General features: G+C 59.9%; 22 protein-coding genes and 1 tRNA gene. 15 read left to right on the top strand and 8 right to left on the bottom strand.

Going from position 1 to position 25,688, the window contains the following annotated elements:
• Positions 1 to 3,092 (top strand): putative Ig domain-containing protein (locus ACP15W_RS04245; protein ID WP_424931578.1); only part of this gene is annotated, 3,092 nt, incomplete at its 5' end.
• A gap of 119 nt (positions 3,093 to 3,211) precedes the next feature.
• On the opposite strand, the gene ACP15W_RS04240 is transcribed toward ACP15W_RS04245, so the two are convergent.
• From ACP15W_RS04240 to ACP15W_RS04230, 3 genes are read right to left on the bottom strand one after another with little or no spacing between them, the layout of a single operon-like run.
• Complete coding sequence (locus ACP15W_RS04240; RefSeq protein WP_424931577.1) at positions 3,212 to 4,684, bottom strand: NAD(P)H-hydrate dehydratase; 1,473 nt, start codon at positions 4,682 to 4,684, stop codon at positions 3,212 to 3,214.
• Between the two features lies 1 nt (position 4,685).
• The gene (locus ACP15W_RS04235; RefSeq protein ID WP_424931576.1) at positions 4,686 to 5,762 is read right to left on the bottom strand and encodes a site-2 protease family protein; all 1,077 of its coding nucleotides are present in this window, start codon (positions 5,760 to 5,762) and stop codon (positions 4,686 to 4,688) included.
• Between the two features lie 43 nt (positions 5,763 to 5,805).
• Positions 5,806 to 6,240 (bottom strand): hypothetical protein, encoded by a 435-nt coding sequence (locus ACP15W_RS04230; protein WP_424931575.1) that lies wholly within the window; start codon positions 6,238 to 6,240, stop codon positions 5,806 to 5,808.
• A 183-nt stretch (positions 6,241 to 6,423) separates the two neighbouring features.
• On the opposite strand from ACP15W_RS04230, the gene glyS reads away from it, so the two are divergent.
• From glyS to ACP15W_RS04210, 4 genes are all read left to right on the top strand, one after another.
• Complete coding sequence (gene glyS, locus ACP15W_RS04225) at positions 6,424 to 8,475, top strand: glycine--tRNA ligase subunit beta (protein ID WP_424931574.1); 2,052 nt, start codon at positions 6,424 to 6,426, stop codon at positions 8,473 to 8,475.
• 57 nt (positions 8,476 to 8,532) lie between these two features.
• Entirely contained in the window at positions 8,533 to 11,148 is a 2,616-nt protein-coding gene (locus ACP15W_RS04220; protein ID WP_424931573.1) for a putative PEP-binding protein, read from the top strand.
• Positions 11,148 to 12,095 (top strand): ArgK/MeaB family GTPase, encoded by a 948-nt coding sequence (locus tag ACP15W_RS04215; protein ID WP_424931572.1) that lies wholly within the window; start codon positions 11,148 to 11,150, stop codon positions 12,093 to 12,095. The genes ACP15W_RS04220 and ACP15W_RS04215 overlap by 1 nt, the downstream gene beginning before the upstream one ends.
• 148 nt (positions 12,096 to 12,243) lie before the next feature.
• A complete protein-coding gene (locus ACP15W_RS04210) occupies positions 12,244 to 13,047 on the top strand; it encodes a cell wall hydrolase (RefSeq protein WP_424931571.1) in 804 nt (267 codons plus the stop codon).
• Between the two features lie 24 nt (positions 13,048 to 13,071).
• On the opposite strand, the gene ACP15W_RS04205 is transcribed toward ACP15W_RS04210, so the two are convergent.
• Complete coding sequence (locus ACP15W_RS04205; protein WP_424931570.1) at positions 13,072 to 13,701, bottom strand: CAP domain-containing protein; 630 nt, start codon at positions 13,699 to 13,701, stop codon at positions 13,072 to 13,074.
• Between the two features lie 185 nt (positions 13,702 to 13,886).
• Here ACP15W_RS04205 and ACP15W_RS04200 point away from each other — a divergent pair, with 185 nt between their 5' ends.
• The 5 genes from ACP15W_RS04200 to ACP15W_RS04180 all read left to right on the top strand — a co-directional run bounded on the left by ACP15W_RS04200 (position 13,887) and on the right by ACP15W_RS04180 (position 18,584).
• Positions 13,887 to 14,816 carry a dihydroneopterin aldolase gene (locus tag ACP15W_RS04200; RefSeq protein ID WP_424931569.1) on the top strand — a complete coding sequence of 310 codons (930 nt, stop codon included), beginning with the start codon at positions 13,887 to 13,889 and terminating at the stop codon, positions 14,814 to 14,816.
• 227 nt (positions 14,817 to 15,043) lie between these two features.
• Positions 15,044 to 15,769 carry a phosphoglycolate phosphatase gene (gene gph, locus ACP15W_RS04195; RefSeq protein WP_424931568.1) on the top strand — a complete coding sequence of 242 codons (726 nt, stop codon included), beginning with the start codon at positions 15,044 to 15,046 and terminating at the stop codon, positions 15,767 to 15,769.
• Positions 15,766 to 16,779 carry a dihydropteroate synthase gene (folP, locus tag ACP15W_RS04190; RefSeq protein ID WP_424931567.1) on the top strand — a complete coding sequence of 338 codons (1,014 nt, stop codon included), beginning with the start codon at positions 15,766 to 15,768 and terminating at the stop codon, positions 16,777 to 16,779. Before gph ends, folP begins: the two co-directional genes overlap by 4 nt.
• 53 nt (positions 16,780 to 16,832) lie before the next feature.
• On the top strand, positions 16,833 to 18,173 hold the full coding sequence (gene glmM, locus ACP15W_RS04185) for a phosphoglucosamine mutase (protein ID WP_424931566.1): 1,341 nt from the start codon (positions 16,833 to 16,835) through the stop codon (positions 18,171 to 18,173).
• Between the two features lie 159 nt (positions 18,174 to 18,332).
• Complete coding sequence (locus tag ACP15W_RS04180; RefSeq protein ID WP_424931565.1) at positions 18,333 to 18,584, top strand: hypothetical protein; 252 nt, start codon at positions 18,333 to 18,335, stop codon at positions 18,582 to 18,584.
• 8 nt (positions 18,585 to 18,592) lie between these two features.
• On the opposite strand, the gene ACP15W_RS04175 is transcribed toward ACP15W_RS04180, so the two are convergent.
• The 3 genes from ACP15W_RS04175 to ACP15W_RS04165 all read right to left on the bottom strand — a co-directional run bounded on the left by ACP15W_RS04175 (position 18,593) and on the right by ACP15W_RS04165 (position 21,390).
• Complete coding sequence (locus ACP15W_RS04175) at positions 18,593 to 19,243, bottom strand: GntR family transcriptional regulator (RefSeq protein ID WP_424931564.1); 651 nt, start codon at positions 19,241 to 19,243, stop codon at positions 18,593 to 18,595.
• A gap of 31 nt (positions 19,244 to 19,274) precedes the next feature.
• Positions 19,275 to 19,952 carry a M48 family metallopeptidase gene (locus ACP15W_RS04170; RefSeq protein WP_424931563.1) on the bottom strand — a complete coding sequence of 226 codons (678 nt, stop codon included), beginning with the start codon at positions 19,950 to 19,952 and terminating at the stop codon, positions 19,275 to 19,277.
• A gap of 130 nt (positions 19,953 to 20,082) precedes the next feature.
• Positions 20,083 to 21,390 (bottom strand): polyhydroxyalkanoate depolymerase, encoded by a 1,308-nt coding sequence (locus ACP15W_RS04165; RefSeq protein ID WP_424931562.1) that lies wholly within the window; start codon positions 21,388 to 21,390, stop codon positions 20,083 to 20,085.
• 199 nt (positions 21,391 to 21,589) lie between these two features.
• Here ACP15W_RS04165 and ACP15W_RS04160 point away from each other — a divergent pair, with 199 nt between their 5' ends.
• The 5 genes from ACP15W_RS04160 (at position 21,590) to recR (ending at position 25,076) form a co-directional block, all read left to right on the top strand.
• Entirely contained in the window at positions 21,590 to 21,916 is a 327-nt protein-coding gene (locus ACP15W_RS04160) for a TIGR02300 family protein (RefSeq protein WP_424931561.1), read from the top strand.
• 113 nt (positions 21,917 to 22,029) lie between these two features.
• A tRNA-Ala gene (locus tag ACP15W_RS04155) sits at positions 22,030 to 22,105 on the top strand.
• Positions 22,106 to 22,313: 208 nt separating this feature from the next.
• Positions 22,314 to 24,107 carry a DNA polymerase III subunit gamma/tau gene (locus ACP15W_RS04150; RefSeq protein ID WP_424931560.1) on the top strand — a complete coding sequence of 598 codons (1,794 nt, stop codon included), beginning with the start codon at positions 22,314 to 22,316 and terminating at the stop codon, positions 24,105 to 24,107.
• 3 nt (positions 24,108 to 24,110) lie between these two features.
• A complete protein-coding gene (locus tag ACP15W_RS04145; protein ID WP_424931559.1) occupies positions 24,111 to 24,455 on the top strand; it encodes a YbaB/EbfC family nucleoid-associated protein in 345 nt (114 codons plus the stop codon).
• 15 nt (positions 24,456 to 24,470) lie between these two features.
• Positions 24,471 to 25,076 (top strand): recombination mediator RecR, encoded by a 606-nt coding sequence (gene recR / locus ACP15W_RS04140; RefSeq protein WP_424931558.1) that lies wholly within the window; start codon positions 24,471 to 24,473, stop codon positions 25,074 to 25,076.
• A gap of 24 nt (positions 25,077 to 25,100) precedes the next feature.
• Here recR and ACP15W_RS04135 read toward each other — a convergent pair whose 3' ends face one another.
• Positions 25,101 to 25,688: a PqiC family protein gene (locus tag ACP15W_RS04135; protein ID WP_424931557.1), complete on the bottom strand. Its 588-nt coding sequence runs from the start codon at positions 25,686 to 25,688 to the stop codon at positions 25,101 to 25,103.

The following is a 25,688-nucleotide window of genomic DNA, read 5'->3' as shown; positions in this document are numbered from 1 at the left end:
ATCTGAATGGCGTCGAGGTTCTTTCCGGTTCGAGCTGGGCGCAGGTCTACACGGCCGATCTTGATATCGAGGCAGGCGATGTCATTGCGCTGAGTGCGACGGACACCGGTGGGGCCGGTGAGGTATTCGTCGATATCGCATATGAGGACGGCACGCGATACGGGTCCGGGACGGACTGGCGCGTGGCGACCAGTGTTTCGGGCGATGGCTGGCTCCAGTCGGGCTTTGACGACAGTGGCTGGGCGCAGGCAACGAGCTATGGAACGGCCTCGACCGGACGGCTGGCCGGAACCGGACAGTCCCTTCCTGAAGGCAGCGAAGCCGAATGGATCTGGAGCGACCAGTATTACGCCGACAACGCGGTCTACTTGCGTTGGACCGTGGGTGATGCTTCCGGAAACACCCCACCCACGGTGTCCAATCCGATTGCCGATCAGACCGTCACCGTCGGTGAAGCATTCAACATCGCCATTCCGACCGATACCTTCTTCGACTCGGATGGTGACGCGCTGAGCTACAGCGCCACGCTTGGCAATGGGGATGCCCTTCCGGCCTGGCTGACGTTCGACGCCCAGACCGGGGTCATTTCAGGCACGGCCCAGAACGAGGGCACGGCGACCATCGTCGTGACTGCCGATGACGGCAACGGGGGCAGTGTCAGCGACACGTTCGACATTACAAGCAGTGCTTCCTCTTCGGGGGGCGAGCTTGCGACGGTAAGCGTCCGTGCGGACAATCTATTTACGTTTCATCTGAATGGCGTCGAGGTTCTTTCCGGTTCGAGCTGGGCGCAGGTCTACACGGCCGATCTTGATATCGAGGCAGGCGATGTCATTGCGCTGAGTGCGACGGACACCGGTGGGGCCGGTGAGGTATTCGTCGATATCGCATATGAGGACGGCACGCGATACGGGTCCGGGACGGACTGGCGCGTGGCGACCAGTGTTTCGGGCGATGGCTGGCTCCAGTCGGGCTTTGACGACAGTGGCTGGGCGCAAGCGACGAGCTATGGAACGGCCTCGACCGGACGGCTGGCCGGAACCGGACAGTCCCTTCCTGAGGGCAGTGAAGCCGAATGGATCTGGAGCGACCAGTATTACGCCGACAACGCGGTCTATTTGCGTTGGACCGTGGGTGATGCTTCCGGAAACACCCCACCCACGGTGTCCAATCCGATTGCCGATCAGACCGTCACCGTTGGTGAAACATTCAACATCGCCATTCCCACCGATACGTTCTTCGACTCGGATGGTGACGCGCTGAGCTACAGCGCCACGCTTGGCAATGGGGATCCTCTTCCGGCCTGGCTGACGTTCGACGCCCAGACCGGGGTCATTTCAGGCACGGCCCAGAACGAGGGCACGGCGACCATCGTCGTGACTGCCGATGACGGCAATGGGGGCAGTGTCAGTGACACGTTCGACATCACTAGCAGTGCAACAGCGAACAATGCCCCCGAACTGGCCGTGCCCATTTCGGATCTTTCGGCGACGGTGGGAGAAAACTTCAGCTTCGTTATCCCGGGGAGCACGTTCAGCGATCCTGACGGCGACGCGCTGAGCCTGAGCGCGAGGCTCGAAGACGGTTCTGCTCTCCCGGCCTGGCTGTCATTCGATCCCGCTTCCGCCACTTTTTCGGGGTTGCCGGGGAGCGCTGCGAACCTGTCCATCACGGTCATTGCCGATGACGGCAACGGGGGCAGTGTCAGCGACACGTTCGAACTGGACGTGGCCAGTGGCAACTCTTCGGAACTGGACTTCTCGACCGGTGTTCAGGTGGCAAAGGTCGTTGATCTTGCCGCAGGAACATGGGCCGACGCGGTTCGGATCATGCCTCTCGGCGATTCTCTGACACGCGGACTGTTTTTTGACACGGACGCAGACGTTGCTGGCGGATACAGGTTGCCACTTTGGCAAGGCCTCGTCGAGGACCAGGGGCTATGGGTGGATTTTGTCGGTCAATATACATCAAATCCGGCAGATCTTCTTGTGGATAGCGACCATGAAGGCTTTGCCGGTATTACGGCCGAAGAGGTGCTCGAAGGGATTGACGCCATTCTGGACGCCAACCCGCATGATATCACGCTTCTGCTTCTCGGCACGAATGAAGTGCGCCTGCAGTCAAACCCGGTCGAGACTGTGCCTGGCAGGCTGCTCGACATCATGAGGGCGATCGAGGAGCACAATTCCGAGGCAAAGATACTCTTGGGAACGCTTCCCGTGATCGATGACGCGGCCGATCAAGCTGAAATCGATGCGATCAACTCCGCATTGCCGTCGATTGTGGCTACGGGCCAGAGTGAGGGTATTGATGTAACCCTCGTCTCCAACTCCAATATTACCGTTTCCGACTTGCAGACAGACGGAATTCATCCGAACGAAGCAGGGACTGCAATACAGGCCGAGAACTGGTTGCAGGCGCTGCTTGCTGAGACAACCCAATCCGGCGGCACGTTGGATGCAGACATTGGTTCTGCAGAAGGTGTGCAAAGCGTGTTTGGAAGCAGCGAAAACGATCTGCTTCTTGGCAGTGCTGATGCTGACGAACTCAACGGCAATGGCGGAAGAGATCGGATAGATGGTCGGGATGGAGACGATACAATAGATGGCGGGACCGGCCAGGACACATTGATAGGGGGCGCCGGGAATGATCTGATGAATGGCGGGTCGGATCATGACGTCCTTGATGGCGGCAATGGAAACGATTCACTTGATGGCGGCAATGGAAACGATTCAATCTATGGCGGCTCAGGTAACGATCTGATCGACGGTGGCGCGAACAACGACTATCTGGTTGGCGGCATTGGCGATGACGAACTGTCCGGTGGTTCCAGTGGCGCCGACATGTTCGTGTTTGATGCCTCGCATTCCGGTTCAGACATAGTCACCTCCATTTACAACAACGATACAGTCCTGCTGGCCGGCTTCGGGTACGCAGATGCTGCAGACGCTGCGAGCGATCTGACCCAATCGGGCGGCAATGCCGTTTTCAACAATGGTGAAGTGACCGTGACCTTCGAGGCAAGAAACATCTCAATGATAGCAAATTTGATCGAGGTGTCGGATTCAATTGAAAGCGAGATGCTCGTCTGACACGTGTTTGAGTCTTCATCGGGCTGCGCCCAAAAATCGATGGAGGCCGGCTTCAAAGCAGTTTGTGAGGCTTGGTTTCCATCAAATGGATGCAGTTCCCCAGCTACAAGCCGCCCCCGTCAGCTGCGGTCTAGGAGTTGCGCAAGCGCAGGACGTAGGGACTGAGGCAGATCTTCGGAAATGAGGCCTGGACCGGCAACGTTGCCGGCCTCGCCGTGTAGCCAGACGGCAGCGCTGGCTGCGTCGAAGCCCGGCATTCCCTGCGCTGTCAGACCTGCCAGTATTCCGGCGAGTACATCGCCTGAGCCCGCGGTCGCAAGCCAAGGCGGCGCATTCGTATTGATTGCGGCCCGGCCGTCAGGAGCCGCGATCACCGTGTCAGATCCCTTGAGGACCACGACCGCACCGGATCGAACCGCTGCGGCCCGAGTTCTGTCGACTTTCGAACCTTCGCTCAGATCGGGAAACAGCCGCGCGAATTCGCCTTCATGGGGCGTCAGAACAACAGGCTTTTCCCGAGCGGCAGTCCTTTCGAACAGCGCGTATGGGGCGTCTGCGAACGCCGTGAGGGCGTCGGCGTCAAGGACCAGCGCAGGCTTTGTCTCGAGCGCTGTTTCAACCATCGTTCGGTCCCTTTCCTCCAAGCCGAGGCCTGGTCCGATAACGATTGCTGTTATGCGGCTGTCTTCCAGAATTTCTCGAAGGCTCGCAGGGTCGTCGCATTGCTGAAGCATGACAGCCGTCAAATGCGCCGCATTGATGACCATGGCACTTGCGGGGCTTGCCAGAGTAACCAGACCCGCTCCCGCTCTCAGCGAGGCTTCGGCCGCGAGCCTGGCGGCTCCAGTGCGCATCGCGGGGCCAGAGACAACGAGTGCATGTCCCCGTCTATACTTGTGACTGCCTCGGGAGGGCGCCGGGAATGCCGCTTTCCACAGCTCGGGTGAATTCTCGAAACACATGGGCGCGATGGTCGACAGAACCTCGGTCGGAATACCGATTTGCGCGAGGTGAAGTGCGCCGCACAGACTGCGACCCGGTTCAAGCAGATGGCCTGGTTTCTTGCGAAAGAAGGTGACTGTGGCATCCGCCCTTACCGCACATCCGCGGATGCGTCCGCTGGTGCCGTCGAGGCCACTTGGAACGTCCACGGAAAGCTTCGCGGCCGGGTGGTCGTTCATCGCGTTGATCAGGTCTGCGGGCGCACCTGAGACGTCGCGATCGAGGCCTGCGCCGAAAAGCGCGTCGACTATGACCGAGGCGTCTGGCAGTGGGGGCTGAGCGGGCTGTTCAGGTCCGCCCCACCGTTTTCTGGCAATTGCGGCATCGCCACGGATCCGTCCCGGATCGCCCCAAAGCTGCAGCGTGACTTCGCGGCCCCGGTTCTGAAGCCCGCGTGCCGCTACGAAACCGTCGCCGCCGTTGTTTCCTGGTCCGGCAACGATACAGACAGGCCCATCGGGGCAGAGGTTCGCTGCCGCCTCCGCGACGGCGTGTCCGGCGGCCTCCATGAGGTCCATGCCCGGAACGCCGCCCGCGATTGCGAGTTGATCGGCCCGGTTCATTTCAATGGCAGTGAGCAACTCATGCATGTCAGCCGCGCCCCAGCGCTTCCTGAATCCGCAGGTATTCGGATATGTTTTCAAGATCCACGAGACCGGCCAGCTTTCCTGCACGCGTGATGCAGACGATACGCACATCTGTCTCTTGAAGGTCACGTAGAAGCACATCGAGCGATGTCCCGACCTCGGCCGTATGTGCGCTTCCCATTATTTCGCCGACCTGACCTTCCACTCCGAAGTCACGGAGACCGCGCAGAATTGCCGACTGGCTTGCAACACCCCTCAGTTCCCCGTTCTCCACGACGGGAAAATGCTTCTGTGTTCCCGAAAGCGTAAGATCGACGGCGCGCGCAAGCGGATCGCCCGGATGCAGCGTGTGGAAATCCGTGATCATTGCCAGCCCAACCGGCTTTTGCGACAGCCTGGCATCAACCTCTGTGGCGTCGGCTTCCGCGCCGGCCCCGACCCATACGAAAATGGCAATCAGGATCAGGAGCGGATTGCCCGTAAGTCCGAGAAAACCGAACAGGAGGGCAAGGGCGCGTCCGACTGTTGCCGCGTGGCGCGTGGCTCTGACCCTGTCCATGCGCATGGCAAGAACCGCGCGCAGCACCCGTCCCCCATCCATGGGGAATGCCGGCAGAAGATTGAAGATCGCGAGTATGATGTTCGTCGTGAGCAGCGTTGGCAGCAAACTCCCCCGATCGACATCGAACTGGAGCAGGCTTCCCTCCTGTCCCCCCAGAGCAATCAACAGGAACAGGAATGCGGCGATTGCCACGTTGACCGCCGGACCAGCCAAGGCGACAATCACTTCCTGCTTCGGGTCATCGGGCATCTTCTCGAGCATCGCCACGCCACCGATGGGGAGGAGCGTGATATCCTTGGTTCGGATGCCGAAGCGCCGAGCTGCGAGGGCATGGCCGTATTCGTGCAGGAGAACGCAGAGAAAGAGCAGCAGAATCAGCGCTATTCCGTTGAGTGTGCCTGCGACCGTTCCAGTTGCGGACCAGTAGAAATAACCGAACCATGCCAGCAGCAGAAAAAAGGTCGCATGGACATTGACATCGATCCCGGCAAAACGCCCAAGCTTGAAAGACCATTTCAATGTTCTTCTCCTTCTTGCCGTTTCGAACGCGCCAGATCAGGTCTCATTGGACCAGAACCGGCTCCTGGCGAATAGCCGTGACCGAGATCTCCACCGGGTCCTCGAGAACGCCCAGCAGGTCCGCGGCTTGAGGAGAAAGGCGCAGGGTAGCGCCCCCGCCGGGGTTTCCAGAGTAGAGCGAGATCGTGGCTTTCGCACCTGTGCCGAGATTTTCCACGACCGCCTGTTCCGCTCGTGGCAAACCTCGCAATACACCCCACAGCCCCGCGGCTGCACCGGGTGAAGGGTCGCGGCGCGCGGTCCCCGTGACGAATATGATGTCCGGCCGCAAACGCTCCTCGAATGCGATCTGAAAGTCGAGCCCGCTCGAAGGTCTACCCTCACGGTCCGACGGTGCAGAGCAGGCGGACATGATGGCCAAGGCCACCACAGCGAGCCCAATGGTAAGCCGATGCCGCGTCATTCTGGTGTCGTCCAACTGGCTTCTCGTATTCCCATCAATGGATTTAGGTGAGAGCGGCGCAATTCGAAAGGCACAACCTCACGGGTGCAAGGTGCGAGCATCAGGCTCTTCGACGCCGATTGTATTCTCATTTGCCCTTGACCTCACGTGGCCGTTCCGGTTTGCCCTGATCCGCACGCAAGCAGCCCCGGACCTGAGATGCCTGATCTACTTCTCGAACTTCTGTCGGAGGAAATTCCAGCCCGTATGCAGTCGCGGGCCTCGGCCGATCTCAAGCGGTTGGTGACAGATGGATTGGTTTCGCGGGGTTTGACCTATACCCATGCCGAGGCATTCGCGACCCCGCGTCGCCTTGCGCTCGCGATTTCCGGGTTGAGCGAGAACTCTCCGACGACGCGGGAAGAGCGCAAGGGCCCGCGCGTTGATGCACCAGAGAAGGCAATCGAGGGTTTTCTGCGTTCCGTGGGGCTGAGCCGCGAGGATCTGACCGTCCGAGACGACAAGAAGGGTCAGGTCTATTTTGCCGAGATTGTGAAACCCGGCCGCTCCGCCGCCGAGATCGCGGCGGAAACCGTCGAGGAAGTCGTCCGCGGGTTCCCATGGCCGAAATCCATGCGCTGGGGTGGCGGAACACTAAGGTGGGTCCGGCCGCTGCACTCCATTCTCTGTATTCTGACCAACGAGGCCGGAGCGGAACCGATTGCGCTCGAGATTGATAGTCTGAAGGCGGGCAGTGTCACGCGTGGACATCGCTTCATGGCGCCCGAACGCATCGGGGTGCAGGATTTCGAGAGCTATCGCACAAAGCTCGATGCCGCATTTGTCCTGCTGGATCCGGAGGACCGGAAGGCAAAGATCGCCCATGACGCAGAGCAGTTGGCCTTTGCGCAGGGGCTGGAGGTTGTGGAAGATCCCGGGTTGCTTGCAGAGATTGCCGGGCTTGTTGAATGGCCTGTTGTACTTCTGGGGCAAATCGAGGAGCGCTTTCTCAACCTGCCTCCGGAGGTCTTGCAGACCTCGATGAAAGAGCACCAGAAGTTTCTCTCGGTGCGGGATCCGAACGATGGGCGCATTGTGGCCTATATCGTCGTGGCAAACCGCGAAACCGTGGACAATGGCGCAACGATCCTTGCGGGGAATGCGCGCGTCCTTGCAGCGCGGCTCTCGGATGCTGCCTTCTTCTGGGAGAATGATCTTCGCACGCCGCTACGAGAGATGACCGAGAAACTGAGCCACGTTACCTTTCACAATCGGCTGGGAACGCAGGGTGAGCGGATCAAGCGCATTGCAGAGCTTGCCCGCCAGATTGCGCGCGAGGTTGGCGCAGATCCCGATCTGGCAGAGCGCGCGGCCCTTCTGGCAAAGGGGGACCTCTCGAGCGAGATGGTCTACGAATTTCCCGAGCTGCAGGGGGTGATGGGTCGTTACTATGCGCTTCGGGCAGGAGAGGATGTTGCCGTAGCGAATGCCGCTGAGGAACACTACTCTCCGCTTGGGCCATCAGATGTGACGCCCTCGGCGCCGGTTTCGGTTGCGGTTGCGCTTGCCGACAAGATCGACACGCTGACCGCATTCTGGGCCATCGACGAAAAGCCCACCGGATCTCGGGATCCGTTTGCGCTGCGTCGTGCCGCCCTCGGCGTTATCCGGCTGGTTCTCGAGAACGGCTTGCGGATCAAATTGCTGCCACTCTTCTCAGAAGGCTATCCGGGGGCTGACCCCGACGATCTCCTGAGGTTCCTTGCAGATCGCCTTGGTGTTTATCTTCGTGACCGTGGGATCCGACATGACGTGATTGCGGCATGTATGGAACTGGGCGGGCAGGATGACCTCAAATTGCTGGTTGCCCGTGTCGAAGCCCTGCAGTCTTTCCTTTCCAGTTCCGAGGGAGCTGACCTTCTGGCAGGATATCGGCGCGCTGTCGGGATACTCGGACAAGAGGAAAAGAAGGACGGGGTAGAGTATTCGCTGGATCCCCACCCGGACCTGGCCCAGAACGATGCCGAGACCGATCTCTTTGTCGCGCTAGATGCCGCAAGTGATGCATTGGAGGCAGCGCTCCGAGACGAGGATTTTGCCGCCGCCATGGCGTGTCTTGCGAGCCTGCGCGCGCCGATCGACGCGTTCTTCGAAAAGACTGTCGTGAATGCGGAAGAACCGATGGTTCGGCGGAACCGCCTTTGCCTTCTCAACACGATTCGTGCCGTGATGAACCGTGTTGCGATATTCTCAGTCCTTGAAGGTAGTTAGCCGGACAATCGACAAATCAGTTTCGTTCCGGCTGTTTTGTCTTTACGCTGCAGCGCAATGAAGCCGGAAGAAATCATACGCGACCCGATGGACGGTGTCATAAGTCTCGACTCAGGCCGGGCGGTGCGTTCTGCGGCCTATGGGCAACGTGCGTCGAAGCTGGCTCGTCTGATGACGCTGGGTCTTCCCGTGCCCCACGGGTTTGCGCTTTCTTTCGAGTGTGTTCGTGAGTTGGCGGAGAATGGCGAGGTTCCGGATCTTGCCGGAATGGAAGCGCCTGGACGCCTGCTCGCGCTGCGCTCCTCTCCCTACGATCGAGCCTGGGGAGGAGCGCCGACCCTTCGCTGCATCGGGGTCTGTGAACGCAGTCTACCGGCGCTCGAGAACCGGATTGGTCGCTCGGCCAGTCTGGACATCTATCGCCGGTTCATCGGCGAGTTCGCCATGACCGTTCACGGTCTCGATCCCCAGGACTTCCAATCACTTGATCCTGCTGCTGCGGCCAGTGCCGACCCGGCGGCTCTTCGCGGGCTTATCGATCGGATGCTCGAGTTTTACGAGGAAGAGATCGGAGATCCTTTCCCGCAAGACCCTCGGGTGCAGCTGGAGCAAGGCGCTCGGGCTATGGCGAAAGCATGGAACTCGCCCTCTTCGCGCATTCTGCGGGAGGCCAAGGGTGCGCCAGCTGATGCCGGGCTGGGTCTGGTCATTCAGGAAGTCGCGAGCGGATTTGGCACCGGCGTTACCGGGCGAGGTGAAATTCAGCTTGTGGACAGTCGGACTGGCAAACCGGGCTATTTCGGCAGTTTCCGTTTGATCGATCCCGACAAACCCACAAGAGTACGAGAAATGCCGCTTGCTGCCGAAGACGCAGAGTGTGGCGACGAAGCTGGTTTGACGCTGGAGGAAACATGCCCGGGCGCGCTTCGGGAACTTCGGCGCGCAGCCATGCGAACGGCGGAAGGCCTGAGTGACGCCTATCGACTCGTATTTGCGATCCGTTCCGGTCAAGTCGCAATTCTGGATGCGCATCCAGTCAGGCGCACAGCCCGCGCCGCGGTTCAAATATCGGTCGATCTGGCCAAGACAGGCGCGATCAGCCGATCCCGGGCATTGTTGCAGGTGGACCCACGCAGTCTGATCGAATACCTGCATCCCCAGATCGCACCAAACGCACATCGCGACGTATTTGGCGCCGGGCTGGCCGCAAGTCCGGGCGCGGCAACCGGTCGCATTGTCTTCACGGCCGAGGCGGCTCAGGCCGCGGCGGCTCAGGACGAGCCAAGTATCCTTGTTCGGGTCGAGACCGGCCCCGAAGATATACGTGGCATGCATTCGGCCAACGGGGTCTTGACCGTCCGTGGCGGCATGACGAGCCATGCTGCGGTGATTGCTCGTGGAATTGGATTGCCATGCGTTGTCGGGGCAAGTGATCTGCGTCTGGATTTTGCGGAGCGCACGCTCACGACGCCGGATGGTCGGGTGATACGCGATGGCGCCCTCGTCACTCTTGACGGCACGCGGGGCGAGGTGATGGCCGGATCGGTGGAGATGATCGCGCCCGAGCTCGGAGGGTCCTTCTCGGAGTTGTTGGACTGGGCTGATGCGGTCCGAGATCTTGGTGTCAGGGCCAATGCGGATACGCCACTTGATGCACGTACTGCCCGTGAGTTTCGGGTCGATGGCATCGGTCTTTGCCGTACCGAACATATGTTCTTCGACGAGGCGCGTATTTCGGTGATGCGCGAGATGATCCTTGCGGATTGCGACAGCGCACGTCAGGCGGCACTTGATCGATTGTTGCCGATGCAACGCGAGGATTTCGTGGAGATCTTCGATATCATGCGCGGGCTTCCAGTGACGATCCGGTTGCTTGATCCGCCTCTCCACGAATTCCTGCCGAATGCGCCGGAAGAGATAGCAGAGTTCGCGGAGGCAATGGGGCTCCCGATCGCGCAGGTCACGGCGCGGGCGCGAGAATTGTCGGAAGTGAACCCCATGCTGGGCATGCGCGGGGTTCGGCTCGGCGTTACCATGCCGGCAATTTATGACATGCAGGCGAGGGCAATCTTCGAGGCAGCGATTGCCGTGAATCGTGACAGTCGTGCTCCCGTCGTGCCTGAAGTCATGATCCCGCTCGTATCCGCCAACCGCGAGGTGGAACTCGTCAAGCGACGAATTGATGCCATCGCAGAGGATGTACAGCGGGAGCAGGGCTCGGAGTTGACCTACAAGCTAGGTGTGATGGTGGAGACCCCGCGGGCCGCGCTCCGGGCGGGTGATCTTGCTGCCACATCCGCATTTCTTTCCTTCGGCACGAATGACCTGACGCAGATGACCTACGGCCTGTCCCGAGACGATGCAGGTCGCTTCATGCGTGTCTACGTCAACCAAGGCGTGTTTCCTGAAGACCCATTCCATTCCCTCGACATCGAGGGCGTGGGTGAGTTGATGCTGATGGCCTCACAGCGTGGACGGGCGCAGAATCCCGGGTTGTCGCTCGGTCTATGCGGCGAACATGGGGGCGATCCGTCATCGGTGCGTTTCTGCAAGGTTGCCGGGTTCGACTACGTCTCCTGCTCGCCCTTCCGCGTTCCGATCGCGCGCCTTGCCGCGGCGCAGGCGACGCTTCTTTCGCGATCACAAACTCCCTCGGGTCCGAGCGAAACCTGATGAAGCAGCTTGCAACGAACCTGGCCTCGCTCAAGGCGGGCGGAAAGGCGAGCCTTGCCCGCGCGCTTTCTGCGCTCGAAATTCAATCGCACCAACCTGATGTAGCAATGCTACTCGATGCGGCCGCGCGTGAACCGAAAGGTCTTGTGGTCGGTTTGACCGGGCCACCTGGAGTGGGGAAATCGACACTCACGAATGCCCTGATAGCGCGCATAAGAGGGCGCGGGCAGACAATTGCCGTGATTGCGGTCGATCCGTCCTCGCGGAATTCTGGCGGCGCGCTTCTTGGTGATCGAACGCGTATCGACGCAGATCCGGACGATCCGGGCATCTTTGTCCGTTCGATGGCAGCACGCAAGCGGCTCGGTGGGGTTGCCGACACGACGTTTCCGGCCGCTGTTCTGATGCGAGCTCTTTATGACTACGTGATCGTCGAAACGGTTGGAGTTGGGCAATCCGAAACCGAGATAGCAGATTGCTCCGATATTGTCGTATTTTGCGCACAGCCAGGTTCCGGTGATGCGCTGCAATTCATGAAGGCGGGGGTGATGGAAGTTCCCGACATCGTTCTTGTTACAAAGGGCGATATGGGCGCCATCGCACGCCGCGCCGCTGCCGATGTCAGAGGCGCACTTTCACTTGCTTCGGGAAGCCAGAATAGTGCCGATGTCGCGATCGTATCCGCTCAATCCGGAGAAGGTTTGGAGCAGGCACTGGACGCGATTGCTCGATGCGGTCGTATCAAGGCTTCGGAAGGGGAACTGCTGAGAAGGCGTGATCGCCAAACCAGAAGTTGGGCCGAGGCCCGGCTTGTAGAGGTTGCCGGACAGGCAGGACTGGCAGCGATTCGGGAAGAGCTTGCACGGACACGAGACATCTTTGTCGATGTATCCTGCCTTAGCACACGAATAAGGAACTCCATTCAAAATAGCTTAAAGTACTTGTAAATTATGATACTTTCGAAACGGCGTTAATACTGACGCCGCACCAGATGAGCGAGAAAATGCCGATCTGGATCCCAAAGTTTTGACTTAACTCTCTCAAAAACGCAAATGAAGCACGCAGGCGGCGTCATGCTGCACTGCAATGCGTGGGATGATCTGGTTCGTGGAACCAGAATGGGGACGGGACAATCAATTGAATCTAGCTGGACAAAAGCGTCTGCCGATCGCGTTTGCCATATTGGCAAGCCTCGTTCTGACTCTGCCCTGGCTGATGAAGCCCGAGCCAGCGGCTGCGGAGAACGTGACCGGTGAACTCCCTTACCTGCGTATCCTTTCTTCACTCTTCCGGGACCTTGATGCCTCTAGCTCGCGTACTGGCGAAGTGCAATCGGCAAGCGACAGCACGCGGCCGCTCGCCCGTCCGACCGGCACGAAATCGCGCACGACCGTGACGCGCGCAAGTCGAAGCGTTTCCCGCTCCGACGTGACGTTGTCCTCCACGCTTACAGTCTCCGCGCTCGATGCTCTTCCCCCAGCCAGCGGCGATGCCCAATGGCAGTGCCTTGTGGAAGGTATCTATTTTGAATCACGCGGCGAGCCTCTGCTTGGGCAGGTTGCCGTTGCTGAAGTGATACTGAACAGGGTGGATTCTGCCCGCTATCCGAACACCATTTGTGCGGTGACCAACCAGGGCGTCAAGAAAGGCCGTCGGGACTGTCAGTTTTCCTATGCCTGTGATGGCCGCCCAGAGACCATGACGAGTCCTGTTGCCCGCGATCGCGCCGAGAAGCTTGCGACGCTTATGCTGGGTGATTGGCCGCGCACGATTACCTCAGGCGCTCTGCACTTTCACGCGACCTACGTTCGGCCGCGTTGGGCGCGCAGCATGACGCGCACGGCTGAGATCGGAAAGCATATCTTCTTTGTCCCGCAGACCCGGACAGCCTCCCGCTAGCGAGATCGTGACGGTTTACACGACCTAGTCAGCGAAGTTCTGAACGAGGTAGAAGTCGCCGCAAGCTGGCCCGTTCGGGTCAACGCCGATACCGGCGCCGAGGCGCTGGTATTTCTTGTTCAGCAGGTTCTTCTTGTGACCTGGGGACGCCACCCAACGACTTACGACTTGCTGTGCAAGGCTCGCGTATGTGTGCGCCGGCACAGCCTCTTTCGTATCGCCGTAGCGGAAATTGCAGCCCGAGTAGTTGGCCGCGATCGGCCGACCGAGAAGCCGGTAGACCTTGTCCATTGCGATATTCTCCGCCGCGAGGCGGAAGGAGACCGAACGCCGCTTGATCCGCTGGCTCAGGTCGCGCTGGCCGCGAACCGGCAGGTCATGGGAATGGGTCTTGAGCCGGGCCATATTTCTCGCGTGGTCGTTCGCAGCCAATGCGAGTGCAGGGTCCAGCGTGAGTGGTGAGCGTCCATGCTTTCGGCGGGCTGCATTCGAGAAAAGCAGCACTGCCTCGTTGAAGAGCTGCGGATTCGGCTTGGATGTAGAAATCTTCTGGTGGAGGTGGCGCGGTATTGTTTGTGCTTCCACCCATCCGCCAGATAACACGGAAACGAATGCCACCGCGATCCCCGTGGCACGAAGAAACCTGTATACCATACTGTCCCCAATCGATTTCGGCCTTTTCCAGCGCGGGCCGCCCTCTCGCGGGGCTTATTTTCGCGCCTTAGCCTTGTTCATGCGTTAATTTGCTGCCGAGACTAGCTCCCAAGGTTGACATTGGGTTGACGTCTTCAGCCATTCTGGTGCCTATCTGCGAAATCGCAAGCGAGGCGGGACATTTAATGGACGAAACCGAGACAGCCTTCGGGCCGCTCCATCTGCGTGCCATCGGGGCGGAGAGTGCTGGTCCTGTGGATCGAATATCCGTAAGGGATTATGTGCGTGAGGCCGAGATTGGTGCGTTTGCCGCCGAGCGTGGTGTCACCCAGCGCATCCGGTTCAACGTGGTCCTTGAGGTGGCTCACCACGCCGCCGCGCGTGAGGATGACGTGGATCAGGTTGTTTCCTACGACATGATCGTGAAAGCGATTGACCGGCTGCTATCTGAGGAGCGGGTCGACCTGCTCGAGACATTGGCAGAACGTCTGGCCCAAGCATGTCTGGAGGATCGTCGAGTGTCCCGCTCGTTCATCCGGGTCGAGAAGCTGGACCGGATTCCGGGGGCCCTGGGCGTCGAGATTGTCCGTAGCCGTGTAGGACCGGACCTTCCGCGACTGCTGCCGGAGGCGCCGGTCAAGACGCGGACCAGAGAGCTGGTTGATGTCATCTATCTGGATTGCGCTGCTCTAAAGCTTGCCGGGTCGTGGCTTTCGGCCATAGCCGAGCGTGGGCGGCCTGCTATCGTCTGTGTCGGGCCGGGGGTGGAAATCGGCGCACCGAATACGCCGAATGCACGGCGTCGCGGCTATCTGTTGGTGGAAATGGCAGGTCTCGAACTCGCCGACATGGATGACCGTTTCGAGGTCGTGTCTTCGCGAACCGAGATGGAATGGTCGCTCGACGCCGGCGTTTTTCCGATTTGGGCACCCGCGCGCATGGCCGAAGCGGGCCGCACTCGGGACGTGCCGGACGCAGCTTCTCCGGCCGAGCTTGCAGGTTGGTTGAGCGCAGTCATCGAAGGACGCCTGGTTGTCGTTGGCGAGACGCAAGAGTTGGATGTCGAGGCGACATTTGTGGGTTGGTCTGATCCCGACGCGATAAATGCGATCTGAGGCAGATGTGCTTTCGGTGCAGATGGCAGCAGGCCAAAATTTGAAAGCACGACAGACCTCTTCGAGTTCAATTCCGGTTTCGAACGTCATGCCCGAAGGCGCCTTATAGACAGTCGTCCGAGTGCAGAACCGGGGGCAAGGACAGGGACTCGCGCAGCAATGAGGCGATTGGTTAGATTCGGGGAAAGTCCGCCGGAACGGGTCGCGTCAACGAATTGTTCCATGGAATGGAAGACTTCCTGCCGCTGCCGGCGTCATCACACAATTTCCGAGGGAACCTTCAAATGGCACGGGTCATTTTCGATCTCGACGGGACGCTCGTCGACTCGGCGTCATCGCTCGCAGAGGCGGCAAACGCGCTGCTCCGTGAGTTCGACCGCCCGCCGCTGACGCATTCCACGATTGTCGGGTTCGTTGGCAACGGAATGGCCAAGTTGGTGGAACGCGTGTTGTGTGCGTCCGGCGGCATTCCGGCTTTCGGTCTCGATCATTCGATCTTCCGCTTCAAGCAAATCTATTTTTCCGATCCGGTAACGGGGACCAGAGCATACCCCGGTGTGACTGAAGCCTTGAGCTGTTTGTCACAGGACGGGCATGGGCTCGCGGTTTGCACCCAAAAGCCAAATTCGCCTTCCGTTACCATCCTGAAAGAACTCGAGCTGATGCCCCCGATTGCCGGGCTCACGAGCGGCGACAGCCTTGATGTGATAAAGCCTGACCCCGCAATGCTGTGGCACGCAGCAGAGCAGCTTCCGGAAGGAAAGGTCATCTTTGTTGGCGACAGCGAGGTTGACGCCGCGACGGCCCATGCCGCCGGGGTTCCCTTTCTCCTGCATCGAAACGGCTATTGCCATGTGCCGCATGAGAGTTTGCCGGCTGATGCGATCTTCGACCGATATGACGAATTGCCGGCACTCGTTCAAGGTTTGCTGGAACAGCAGGAATTCTCATGAGCAGCCCGAGGTTTCGCCCGCTTCTGCAAAGTGGCGCAGTCGCGCCGAAGGGCGCGTATCGCCTGTGTGGTGGACCTCTGTGGTTTGACCGGGGCGTGCTTCACCAAGCGGATCAGACCCCCGAAATCTGTTCCGCGAGCGATCTTCCGGACCTGAACCTGGAAAGGTTGGTCGCACCGCGTCCGCCGATCTGCGGATTGGAGTGGTCGCGCCCCCGGTTGATGGGCATTCTGAATGTGACGCCAGACAGTTTTTCCGATGGCGGCCAGCATTTCTCGCATGAGAATGCCCTGAAGGAAGCGAGGCGGATGGCGGCGGCCGGTGCAGACATGATTGATTTCGGCGGTGAGTCGACACGCCCGGGCGCGGAAACCGTTCCGGCCGATGAAGAGGCAAGGCGTGTGGTTCCCGTCATCACCGCCCTCAAGAAAGTTGGGGTCCACCAGCCGATCTCTGTCGATACGCGCAAGGCTGCAGTGGCTGCGGCAGCAATTGAGGCAGGGGCTGATCTGCTCAACGATGTCTCGGCTTTTGGATACGACCAGCACATGGCCGACCTCGCTCGGGACACCAACGTGCCTCTTTGCCTGATGCACGCCCAGGGTGAACCGGGGACGATGCAAGATGCGCCTCAGTACGAGGACGTGGTGCTCGAAATATACGAATGGTTCGAGGCGCTACTTGCTCGCTGCGAAGCTCGAGGCATACCGCGCACTCGAATCCTCGTCGACCCCGGAATAGGTTTTGGCAAGACGCTCGCTCACAATCTGGCGCTGCTGCGCAACCTTTCCATATTCCATGGGCTGGGTGCTCCTCTGCTGGTCGGGGTTTCGCGCAAGCGGTTCATCGGAGCTATCGGGAACGAGCCGGACGCATCTGCTCGTGCGCCGGGATCCATCGCAGTCGCGCTCGAGGCTTTGCGGCAGGGTGTGCAGATGATACGTATTCACGACGTAAAAGAGACCCGCCAGGCCGTCTCGCTCTGGGAGGCCTTGAACGGGTTCGACTAGGGCATGTTCGGATCGCTCGCAGGCGACGTGATCCGGGGAAGCGAGAGGCAAGAATGGCAAGGCAGTTTTTTGGCACTGACGGCATCCGGGGTCAGGCCAATACGCATCCGATGACCGCAGATATGGCGCTGAAATTGGGTCAGGCCGCTGGGCGACACTTTCGGACCGGAGACCACAGCCATCGCGTGCTGATCGGCAAGGATACTCGGCGCTCGGGATACATGCTCGAGAACGCCATGACCGCGGGTTTCACATCCGTTGGCATGGACGTGTTCCTGGTGGGCCCCGTGCCAACGCCAGCAATCGGGCTTCTGGCGCGTTCCATGCGTGCCGACCTTGGCGTGATGATCTCCGCGTCTCACAACCCTTACGAGGACAATGGTATCAAGTTCTTCGGTCCGGATGGGTTCAAGCTCTCCGATGCCGTGGAGGAAGCCATAGAGGCCGCGATGCGGGCAGAACCCGAGCTCGCGGACTCACCCGATATCGGCAAGGCGACGCGCATCGATGACGGACGTGGACGCTATATGGAGTATGCCAAAACCACGATCCCCCGTGGGATGCGCTTGACCGGCTTGAAGATCGTGGTGGATTGCGCAAATGGCGCCGCATACCGCACCGCGCCCGAGGTGCTCTGGGAACTCGGTGCGGAGGTTATCCCCATCGGAGTGTCGCCAAATGGCTATAACATCAACGCCGACTGTGGTTCCACGAAGCCTCAGGCGGCGAGGCGTGCGGTGCTCGAACACGGGGCGGACGTCGGCATCTGCCTGGACGGTGATGCCGATCGTGTTCTGATCATCGATTCCCAGGGTGATCTTGCGGATGGTGACCAGTTCATGGCTCTCATTGCAAGTCGCTGGGCTGAAGCAGGCAAGCTGGCCAGCGGAACACTGGTCGCGACCGTTATGTCCAATCTGGGGCTCGAGCGGTTTCTGGAGGGGCAGGGCTTGAAGCTGCTGCGCACCGCTGTTGGGGACAGGTATGTGGTCGAAGCCATGCGAGAGGGCGGCTACAACCTCGGTGGCGAACAGTCGGGACATATTGTCATGACCGACCATGTCACAACTGGCGACGGATTGATTGCTGCGCTCCAGTTCCTCGCTGCAATGGTGGAGACCGGAAAGACGGCTAGCGAACTTTCGCGCGTTTTTACCGCATTCCCGCAGATGCTCGCGAATGTGCGCTATACGAAGGGTGCCGCTCCATTGGATGCCGACAGCGTGCAAGCCGCGATCAGGGAAGGAGAAGAACGCCTGAATGGGTGCGGGCGGCTCGTGATCAGGAAGTCGGGTACCGAACCTCTCGTGCGGATCATGGGTGAGTGTGAGGATCCTGCATTGCTGAAGTCCGTGATTGGGGAAATCGAGGCCGAAGTGGCTCGGTTTGCCTGAACCGACCGGTTGATCACCGGTCGCGTTGCACGCTACCCCGTTCCCGGAAAACATGGTCCTGTCAGTCAAGGTTTTGTGCTTTGCCGCGCAGGAAACTGCTCTGGCACACTCCCGGAAAGACCTCTTCCGCACATTATTCAGTAGAAAAAGGTTGAAGTGATGAAACGTATTGGTCTCCTAGCGCTCATCGGGCTGCTTGCAGCCGCTCCCGTAGCCTCCAATGCACAGGAAGCGCCGAGCCAACTCGAAAGAAATGTCCAGCACCAGCTCAACCGCTACGGTTTCGATGACGTCGACGCTACGACATTGACCACAAACCAGCTTGCCGGTATTCAGATGGCTGTGACGAACCGTCAATATTCGAGAAGTGACAAGGTCAGGCGGGTGAAATCGATACTCGCGAACGGGTAAGGCGGGGCTCAGCTCACGAGCATCCTGAGGCCCTGCGTAGCATCGATGCGTATTGCGAGCCGCAATCCTGGATCGTCACCGGCGCGGAGCGCCGCAATGATCTTCTTGTGGTTCTCCGTAGCCGTGCGCCGCTGCAGCCGCTCATAGAGCGCCCGCATGGTCGGCCCGGATTGCAACCAGACCGTCTCGATCAGCGCGAGCATGGCAGGCGCCTGCGCCCTCAGATACAATGTGCGGTGAAACTCGAGGTTCGTCCGCACGTAGCCGACCGCGTCATGCTTCACGATGGTTTCCTCGATAAGAGTGTTGATCGCCTGCATGCGTTCGATCAACGCAAAATGGGCTCTTGGCAGAGCGCGAGACGCGAGTTCCGGCTCGAGCAGCGCTCGCAATGCGGCGAGTTCCTCGATCCGCTCATTGGTCAACTCCGGTGTCGAGACACGTCCGGAAGATGACATCTTCAAGGCACCCTCCGCGACCAGTCTGCGCACGGCTTCCCGAGCCGGTGTCATGCTCACGTCGAACTCCGAGGCTATTCCGCGCAACGTGAGGGCGGCACCGGGTTCCAATGCACCGTGCATCACCCGCGAACGCAGGGTGCGGTAAACGCGTTCATGCGCAGGAATTGTCGCGTCGAGGGGGCGGTCGCGAAAGGCCATGCTTGCAATGTGATCACAGGCTATCGAGCGGTCAAGTCCGTCGGTTCTTGCCCGAATGAGTGAAGTCGTATCGATGGAGCTGGCTGCCGTTCTCTCTCAGCCATCTCCGGTGGGTCTCGTAGTCGGGGCACAGGTCGGCCACGATGGCCCAGAAGCGGTGGGAATGGTTCATCTCACGCAAATGGGCTACCTCATGCGCGACGACGTAATCCAATACGTCCGGAGGGGCCATGATCAACCGCCAGGAGAACATCAGACGTCCATCAGTCGTGCAGGACCCCCAACGGCTGCGCGGATCTCTGAGCGCTATCCTGCTGGGCTCACGGCCTAAAGTTGATCCATGATGACGAACCCTGTCAGCCACTTCCTGCCGTGCCGCCTCGCGGAAGAAGACTTCAGTGCGCTTGGGCACCGCATCGACCTGGGAGGCTGGAACCTCAAGAACTCCATCGGACAGAACTACGGCACCACGGGGCGCGGGCACATGCCTTATCGCCACGTGGCTGCCTCGGAATGGAAGCGAGGTTCCCGGCTCAACGATTGCCCTATCGGCTTGCCCTGAGAGTTTTTCCCGGAGCCAGACCTCGTTGCTTCTGACGAAATCCTCCGCAGCGTTCCGGTGGCTCCCTTCTGGCAGTGTTAGCGTCGCGCCGAAACCGGCATGGGAAACCCGTAGGATGAAACGCCGCGCACGGGAGCTGCGGCGCAACCGTACCTCGATTGGCGGGTCGCCGATTACAAGCGCTGCGGTGCGATCGGCGTCCAATGTTACACTAGGCTCACGGCAGAGGATCGTGTTCTGTTTCCGGTCGGTGAAGGATCAGAGTCCGACGTGAATGTCAGGCCGGGATCTTCTCTTTTATCGGAACAACTTTGGCACCGCGCCCCGGTCTTGAACGTGTAACCCTGGCTCGATTCTCCTCGATGAAGGCTTGAATCTTCGGCTGGATGATATTGCGCCAGCGCGATCCGTTGAAAACGCCGTAGTGGCCGACACCTTCGGCCACGAAATGCATATGTTTCGATTCTGGAAGACCTGTGGCGAGCGCGTGTGCAGCCTCTGTCTGCCCCAGACCGGTTATGTCATCTTTCTCACCTTCGACCGTCATGATTGCGATATCCTCCATGGCAGAGGGCTCGACTAGTCGATCGCGATACATGTACTCCCCCTGCGCCAGCAGGCGGCGCTGGAATACACGGTCGATGGTTTGCAGATAGAACTCAGCGGTGAGATCCATCACCGCCATGTACTCGTCATAGAAGCGCTGATGCGCCTCAGCGCCATCGCCATCGCCGCGCACCAGATTGCGGAAATGATCCACATGGGCTCCGACGTGGCGATCGAGATTCATGGCGAAGAAGCTCGAGAGCTGAAGGAAGCCTGGATAGACCCGTCGCAGAAACCCCTTGTTCGGCCACGGAACATGGGTAACGACATTGTTCTCGAACCAGCTCAGCGGTTTGGTCTTTGCCAGTTCATTGGGTTGCTTGGGATTCTTTGCGGTATCGATCGGCGAACCCATAAGGGTGAGAGATGCTGGCCGCGCCGGGTTCTTGTCCATCGCCATGATGGAAGCCGCGACCATGACCGGGATGCCGGGTTGGCATACGGCCATTACATGCACCCGTTCTCCGTTACGCGAAAGATGTTCAATCATCGCGATCACGTAGTCGGCATAGTCATCCAGATCGAAGCTGCCGTCGGTTACAGGGACATCCCGCGCATCGCGCCAATCGGTAATATAGACATCATGTCCCGGAAGCATGGCCTTGACCGTGCCTCTCAGGAGAGTCGCGTAATGACCGGACATCGGCGCGACCATCAGAACCTTGGGATCATTCCGATCCTGGGCTTCAAGGGAATCGCGCTTGAAGTGCAGAAGGTCACAGAAGGGCCTGGACCAGACCACCTGTTCCACAATTGGCGTCTCGACCCCATCGACCTCGGTCGATTCGATTTCGAAATCCGGTTTGCCGTAACGCCGGGTCGCATTGATGAACATTTCGAGTGCGGCGGACATCGTTCGGGAGCCGTACGTTCCGGCAGCAGGATTGAGAGGATTCTTCAGAACTTCCTTGCTCATCCGCGCGGCCGTCCGCATCGGCGAAATCGCGGCGTGCGTCATCTCGTAAGCGTGATACAGCATTTTCCAGACTCGAAAGGGTGATTTCAGTGCGTCGGCTTACACTAATGCTCGCTGCGCTGCATTCAAGTAATATTATTACCCTTGCCTAAGAGGAGCGGTTGAGAATTTAATCATCATCGGCACTGTCAAAGCCTTTGACATCACCGGATGCGCATGGCATCGGACGCCGGATTCTCTCAGGAGCAAATGAGGACACTGAATGCCCAAAGAAGAATGGGGCGTAAAACGGGTTTGCCCGAGCTGTTCCACGCGGTTCTACGATCTGCGGATGGATCCGCTGACCTGCCCGAATTGTGGAGCGAGCTTCACTGTCGAGAGTCTGACCGATTCCCGGCCCAAGGCACTCCGCCCCGAGAAGGCCAAGCCCGAGCCTGCTGCCGAAGAAGAAGATTTGCCGGATCTTGCGGATTCGGATGATGTCATCGAAGGCGACGATGATATCGGCGACGATCTTCTGGAAGACGACGATGACAACGTCTCCCTTGACGATATCGCGGATGTCGGCGGTGAGGATGACGAGGACTGATGCAGTTTGTTCCGGATCAGCGTTTTTTGGTCTTGATCTAACCGGGGCCTACCCCTAAAGACACCTCCGCGACGCCGATCCGGGCACTGCCCTTCGGAACGTAAAACTGGAACGGGGCCATAGCTCAGCTGGGAGAGCGCTTGCATGGCATGCAAGAGGTCAGGGGTTCGATCCCCCTTGGCTCCACCATCACCCGATCAGTATTGCCTCGATGCGCGAGCTTGATCCGCAAGCTCGGTGACTGGTGACACTTTCAGCTATCCTGGTGGATATCTTCACGTGGTGCGGCCGAGCAGAAGACGATTGCTCGCATCGAGGCCTGAGTGCTTCCTTGAGGCCCTTGTTCCTTTCGAACTGCCCGCATAGGTTCCATTGAACAATCGGAAGCGATGGTCCCTTGAGCGAGCACGTAGAATCTGCGCCCTACCGCGTTCTGGCGCGCAAATACCGCCCTGAAACCTTCACTGACCTGATTGGTCAGGACGCCATGGTGCGCACCTTAAGCAACGCCTTCGAGGCCGGGCGGATTGCGCATGCCTTTATCCTGACTGGTGTGAGGGGTGTCGGAAAGACGACCACTGCTCGTATTCTGGCCAAGGGCCTGAACTGCCTCGGCGAGGACGGGCAGGGCGGACCGACCATTCAGCCCTGCGGGGTCTGCGAGAACTGCAAGGCAATCTCGGCCGGACGCCACGTTGATGTATTCGAAATGGATGCGGCGAGTCGCACCGGTGTCGGCGATATTCGCGAAATCATCGATTCGGTCGCGTTTCGCGCCGCTTCGGCCCTCTACAAGGTGTATATCATCGATGAGGTGCACATGCTCAGCACCTCTGCGTTCAATGCGCTCCTGAAAACGCTCGAGGAGCCACCGGAGCACGTGAAATTCATTTTCGCGACCACGGAGATACGCAAGGTTCCTGTGACTGTGTTGTCTCGTTGTCAGCGGTTTGATCTTCGGCGGATAGAACCCGAGACGATGATGTCGTTCCTGGCAGATATTGCTGGTCGGGAGGGCGCATCTGTTTCAACCGAAGCACTCGCGCTGCTGACGCGGGCGGGCGATGGTTCCGTGCGTGATGCGCTCTCACTGCTCGATCAGGCAATCGCACATGGTGGTGGCAACACGGAGGCCGAGCAGGTTGCTGCCATGTTGGGCCTCGCGGATCGGGGCAGGATCCTTGATCTGTTCGAGCATGTGATGAACGGTGATGCGCGGGCCGCGCTGGCCGAACTCTCGGCTCAGTATGCCGCCGGCGCTGATCCGATGGCGATCCTGCGTGACCTCGCGGAAGTGACCCATTGGGTATCGATGCTGCAAATCTCCCCAGATGCCGCGGATGACCCGACGATTGGACCGGACGAGCGCGCGAGAGGTCTCGACTTTTCCGCTCGATTGGGGCGGCGTGTGCTGACCCGCATGTGGCAAATGCTCCTGAAAGCTCTGGACGAGGTCGCGAACGCACCCAATGCGATGATGGCCGCTGAGATGGCGATCATTCGGCTGACCCATGTCGCTGAATTGCCGAGCCCCGGTGAATTGGTTCGGCGACTTTCCGGACCGGGGAATGTCACGGAGCCAGCCGGCCCTGCACCGGGCGCTGGGGCAGGTTCGGGAGGCGGTGGAGCCACGGCACGCCAAAGGCCGGTTGCTGGGCCTGCCGTAGCACGGAAAGAGCCAGAGAGGGCCGTGCAGGCGCGTTCGGAAAGTGTCGAAGCACTCGCGCGGTATGCGACGTTTGACGATGTGGTTGCCCTCATCCGTGCACGGCGCGATATGAGCCTGCTGATGGATGTCGAGGCGGGCGTGAAGTTGGTATCCTACACGCCGGGGCGGATTGAGTTCGAGCCGTCGGATGTTGCGGAGCCGGATCTTGCCGCACGTCTGAACCAACGGTTGAAGCTCTGGACAGGCGCACGCTGGGGCGTTTCGGTGGTGAGCTCCGGCGGTGACAAGACCATTGCCGAGAAGGCTGCCGAGCGCCGCGGAAATATTTTCGCGGAAGCCCAAGCGCATCCCCTCGTGAGGGCCGCACTTGCCGCCTTTCCGGGGGCTACGATCAAAGACGTGCGGCTTCCCGCGAGTGTCGAACCTTCCGGTCCCGATGCGGTTCGCGAAGGGCTCGACGCCGAACTGGAAGCCGAGGACGACGATTGGGATCCCTTCGATCCTTTTGAAGAGGAGAGTTAGACTATGCTGAAAGGCCTTGGGCAATTGGGCGACATGGCAAAGATCATGAAGCAGGCGCAGGATATGCAGTCCAAAATGGCGGACGTGCAGAGCCGGCTTGACGAGATTGAAGTGGTTGGCGAAGCCGGGGCGGGGCTCGTCAAGGCTACCGCGACTGCAAAGGGGGAGGTGAAGGGCCTGACGATTGACCCGTCCCTGTTCAACCCCGACGAGCGAGAAGTCGTCGAGGACTTGATCGTCGCGGCGATACAGGACGCGCAGGCACGGGCTGCGTCGGCAGCTCAGGAGGAGATGGGCAAGGTGACCGAAGGGTTGGACCTCCCCGCCGGCATGAAGCTGCCTTTCTGAACCGGCACGAGAACAATGGGTCTTGATAGCGATGATGGAGCAGTCGAGCGGTTGATAGGTTTGATGGCCCGGTTGCCGGGCCTCGGGCCGCGCTCGGCACGGCGCGCTGTGCTGACCATGATCCGAAAGCGCGCGGCCCTGCTGGACCCATTGGCGCAGGCGCTTGCCGATGTTGCCGACACTGTCCGCGAATGCTCAATCTGCGGAAACATATCGACCGGTGAAATCTGCCCTGTTTGCGCCGATCCAAGGCGACGCACGACGGAAATCGGGGTGGTCGAGAGTGTTGCCGACCTGTGGGCGATGGAGCGGGGCGGGCTTTTCCGCGGTCGCTATCATGTCCTTGGCGGGGTTCTTTCCGCGCTGGATGGAACCGGGCCTGAAGCCCTTCGCATCCCGTTGCTGCTGGAGAGAATTCGCAATGACGGGGTCGAGGAAGTCATTCTCGCGTTGAATGCCACGGTGGATGGGCAGACGACGGCCCACTATATCGCCGATCAGGTCGAGCCTCTTGGCGTAAAGGTAACGACGCTCGCTCAGGGCGTGCCTGTTGGCGGGGAACTCGACTACCTGGATGATGGAACGATCGGCGCAGCGCTGATGGCGCGCAAGTCGATCTGAAGCAGGCGAAGCGCCGGGGCGGGACTATGTCGATGCCCGTCCCGCTATTCGTGTTGCGATCTGGTCCGCGAGGATCTCGACTGCTCTTCCATGTGCTTCAACGAAGTCTACGGTATCCGGGCCACTGACCGGAACTTCGATATCGAAACGTCCGGAATAGGCGATGGAACCGCTCGCGACCCGCAGAATGAAATACTGCCCCTCGAAATCGACAGTCCCGCCTTCCCGGCCGATCAGACGGTCCGTCGTTACCTCCACGCGATAGTCGGGTTCGTCGGCAAATGCGGGCCACGGGTCTGTGCCGACCTGCGAGCCGAGCCTGAGCGCGAGAGCGGCCGCGAGATGACGGGTGAAGCCGCGCCGCGGCTCGTCACCCCAACTGGCATTTCCCTGCAGCTTGACAGCGCCATTATCCTCGAGCGTGGCGATCTCCAGGGCTTCCGCATATGCGGGAAGGCTAATATCCGTCACGACCACACTTCGCGTTGGTGCAGCGCCCCGGATCGCCGGTTGCGACTGCGCAGGCATGAGATAGTAGTCCGGCCCTGAACAGGCCGAGAGCAGTAGCGCAAGCGCTGCTGCGCCGACTCCAAGCCTGTATTGCCGCCTCAT

The sequence above is a fragment of the Amaricoccus macauensis genome, assembly GCF_049800915.1.
In the GTDB taxonomy this organism is placed as follows: domain Bacteria; phylum Pseudomonadota; class Alphaproteobacteria; order Rhodobacterales; family Rhodobacteraceae; genus Amaricoccus; species Amaricoccus macauensis_A.
The sequence above is the reverse complement of the archived record's forward strand: the minus strand, read 5'-3'. Positions and strand labels throughout refer to the sequence as shown.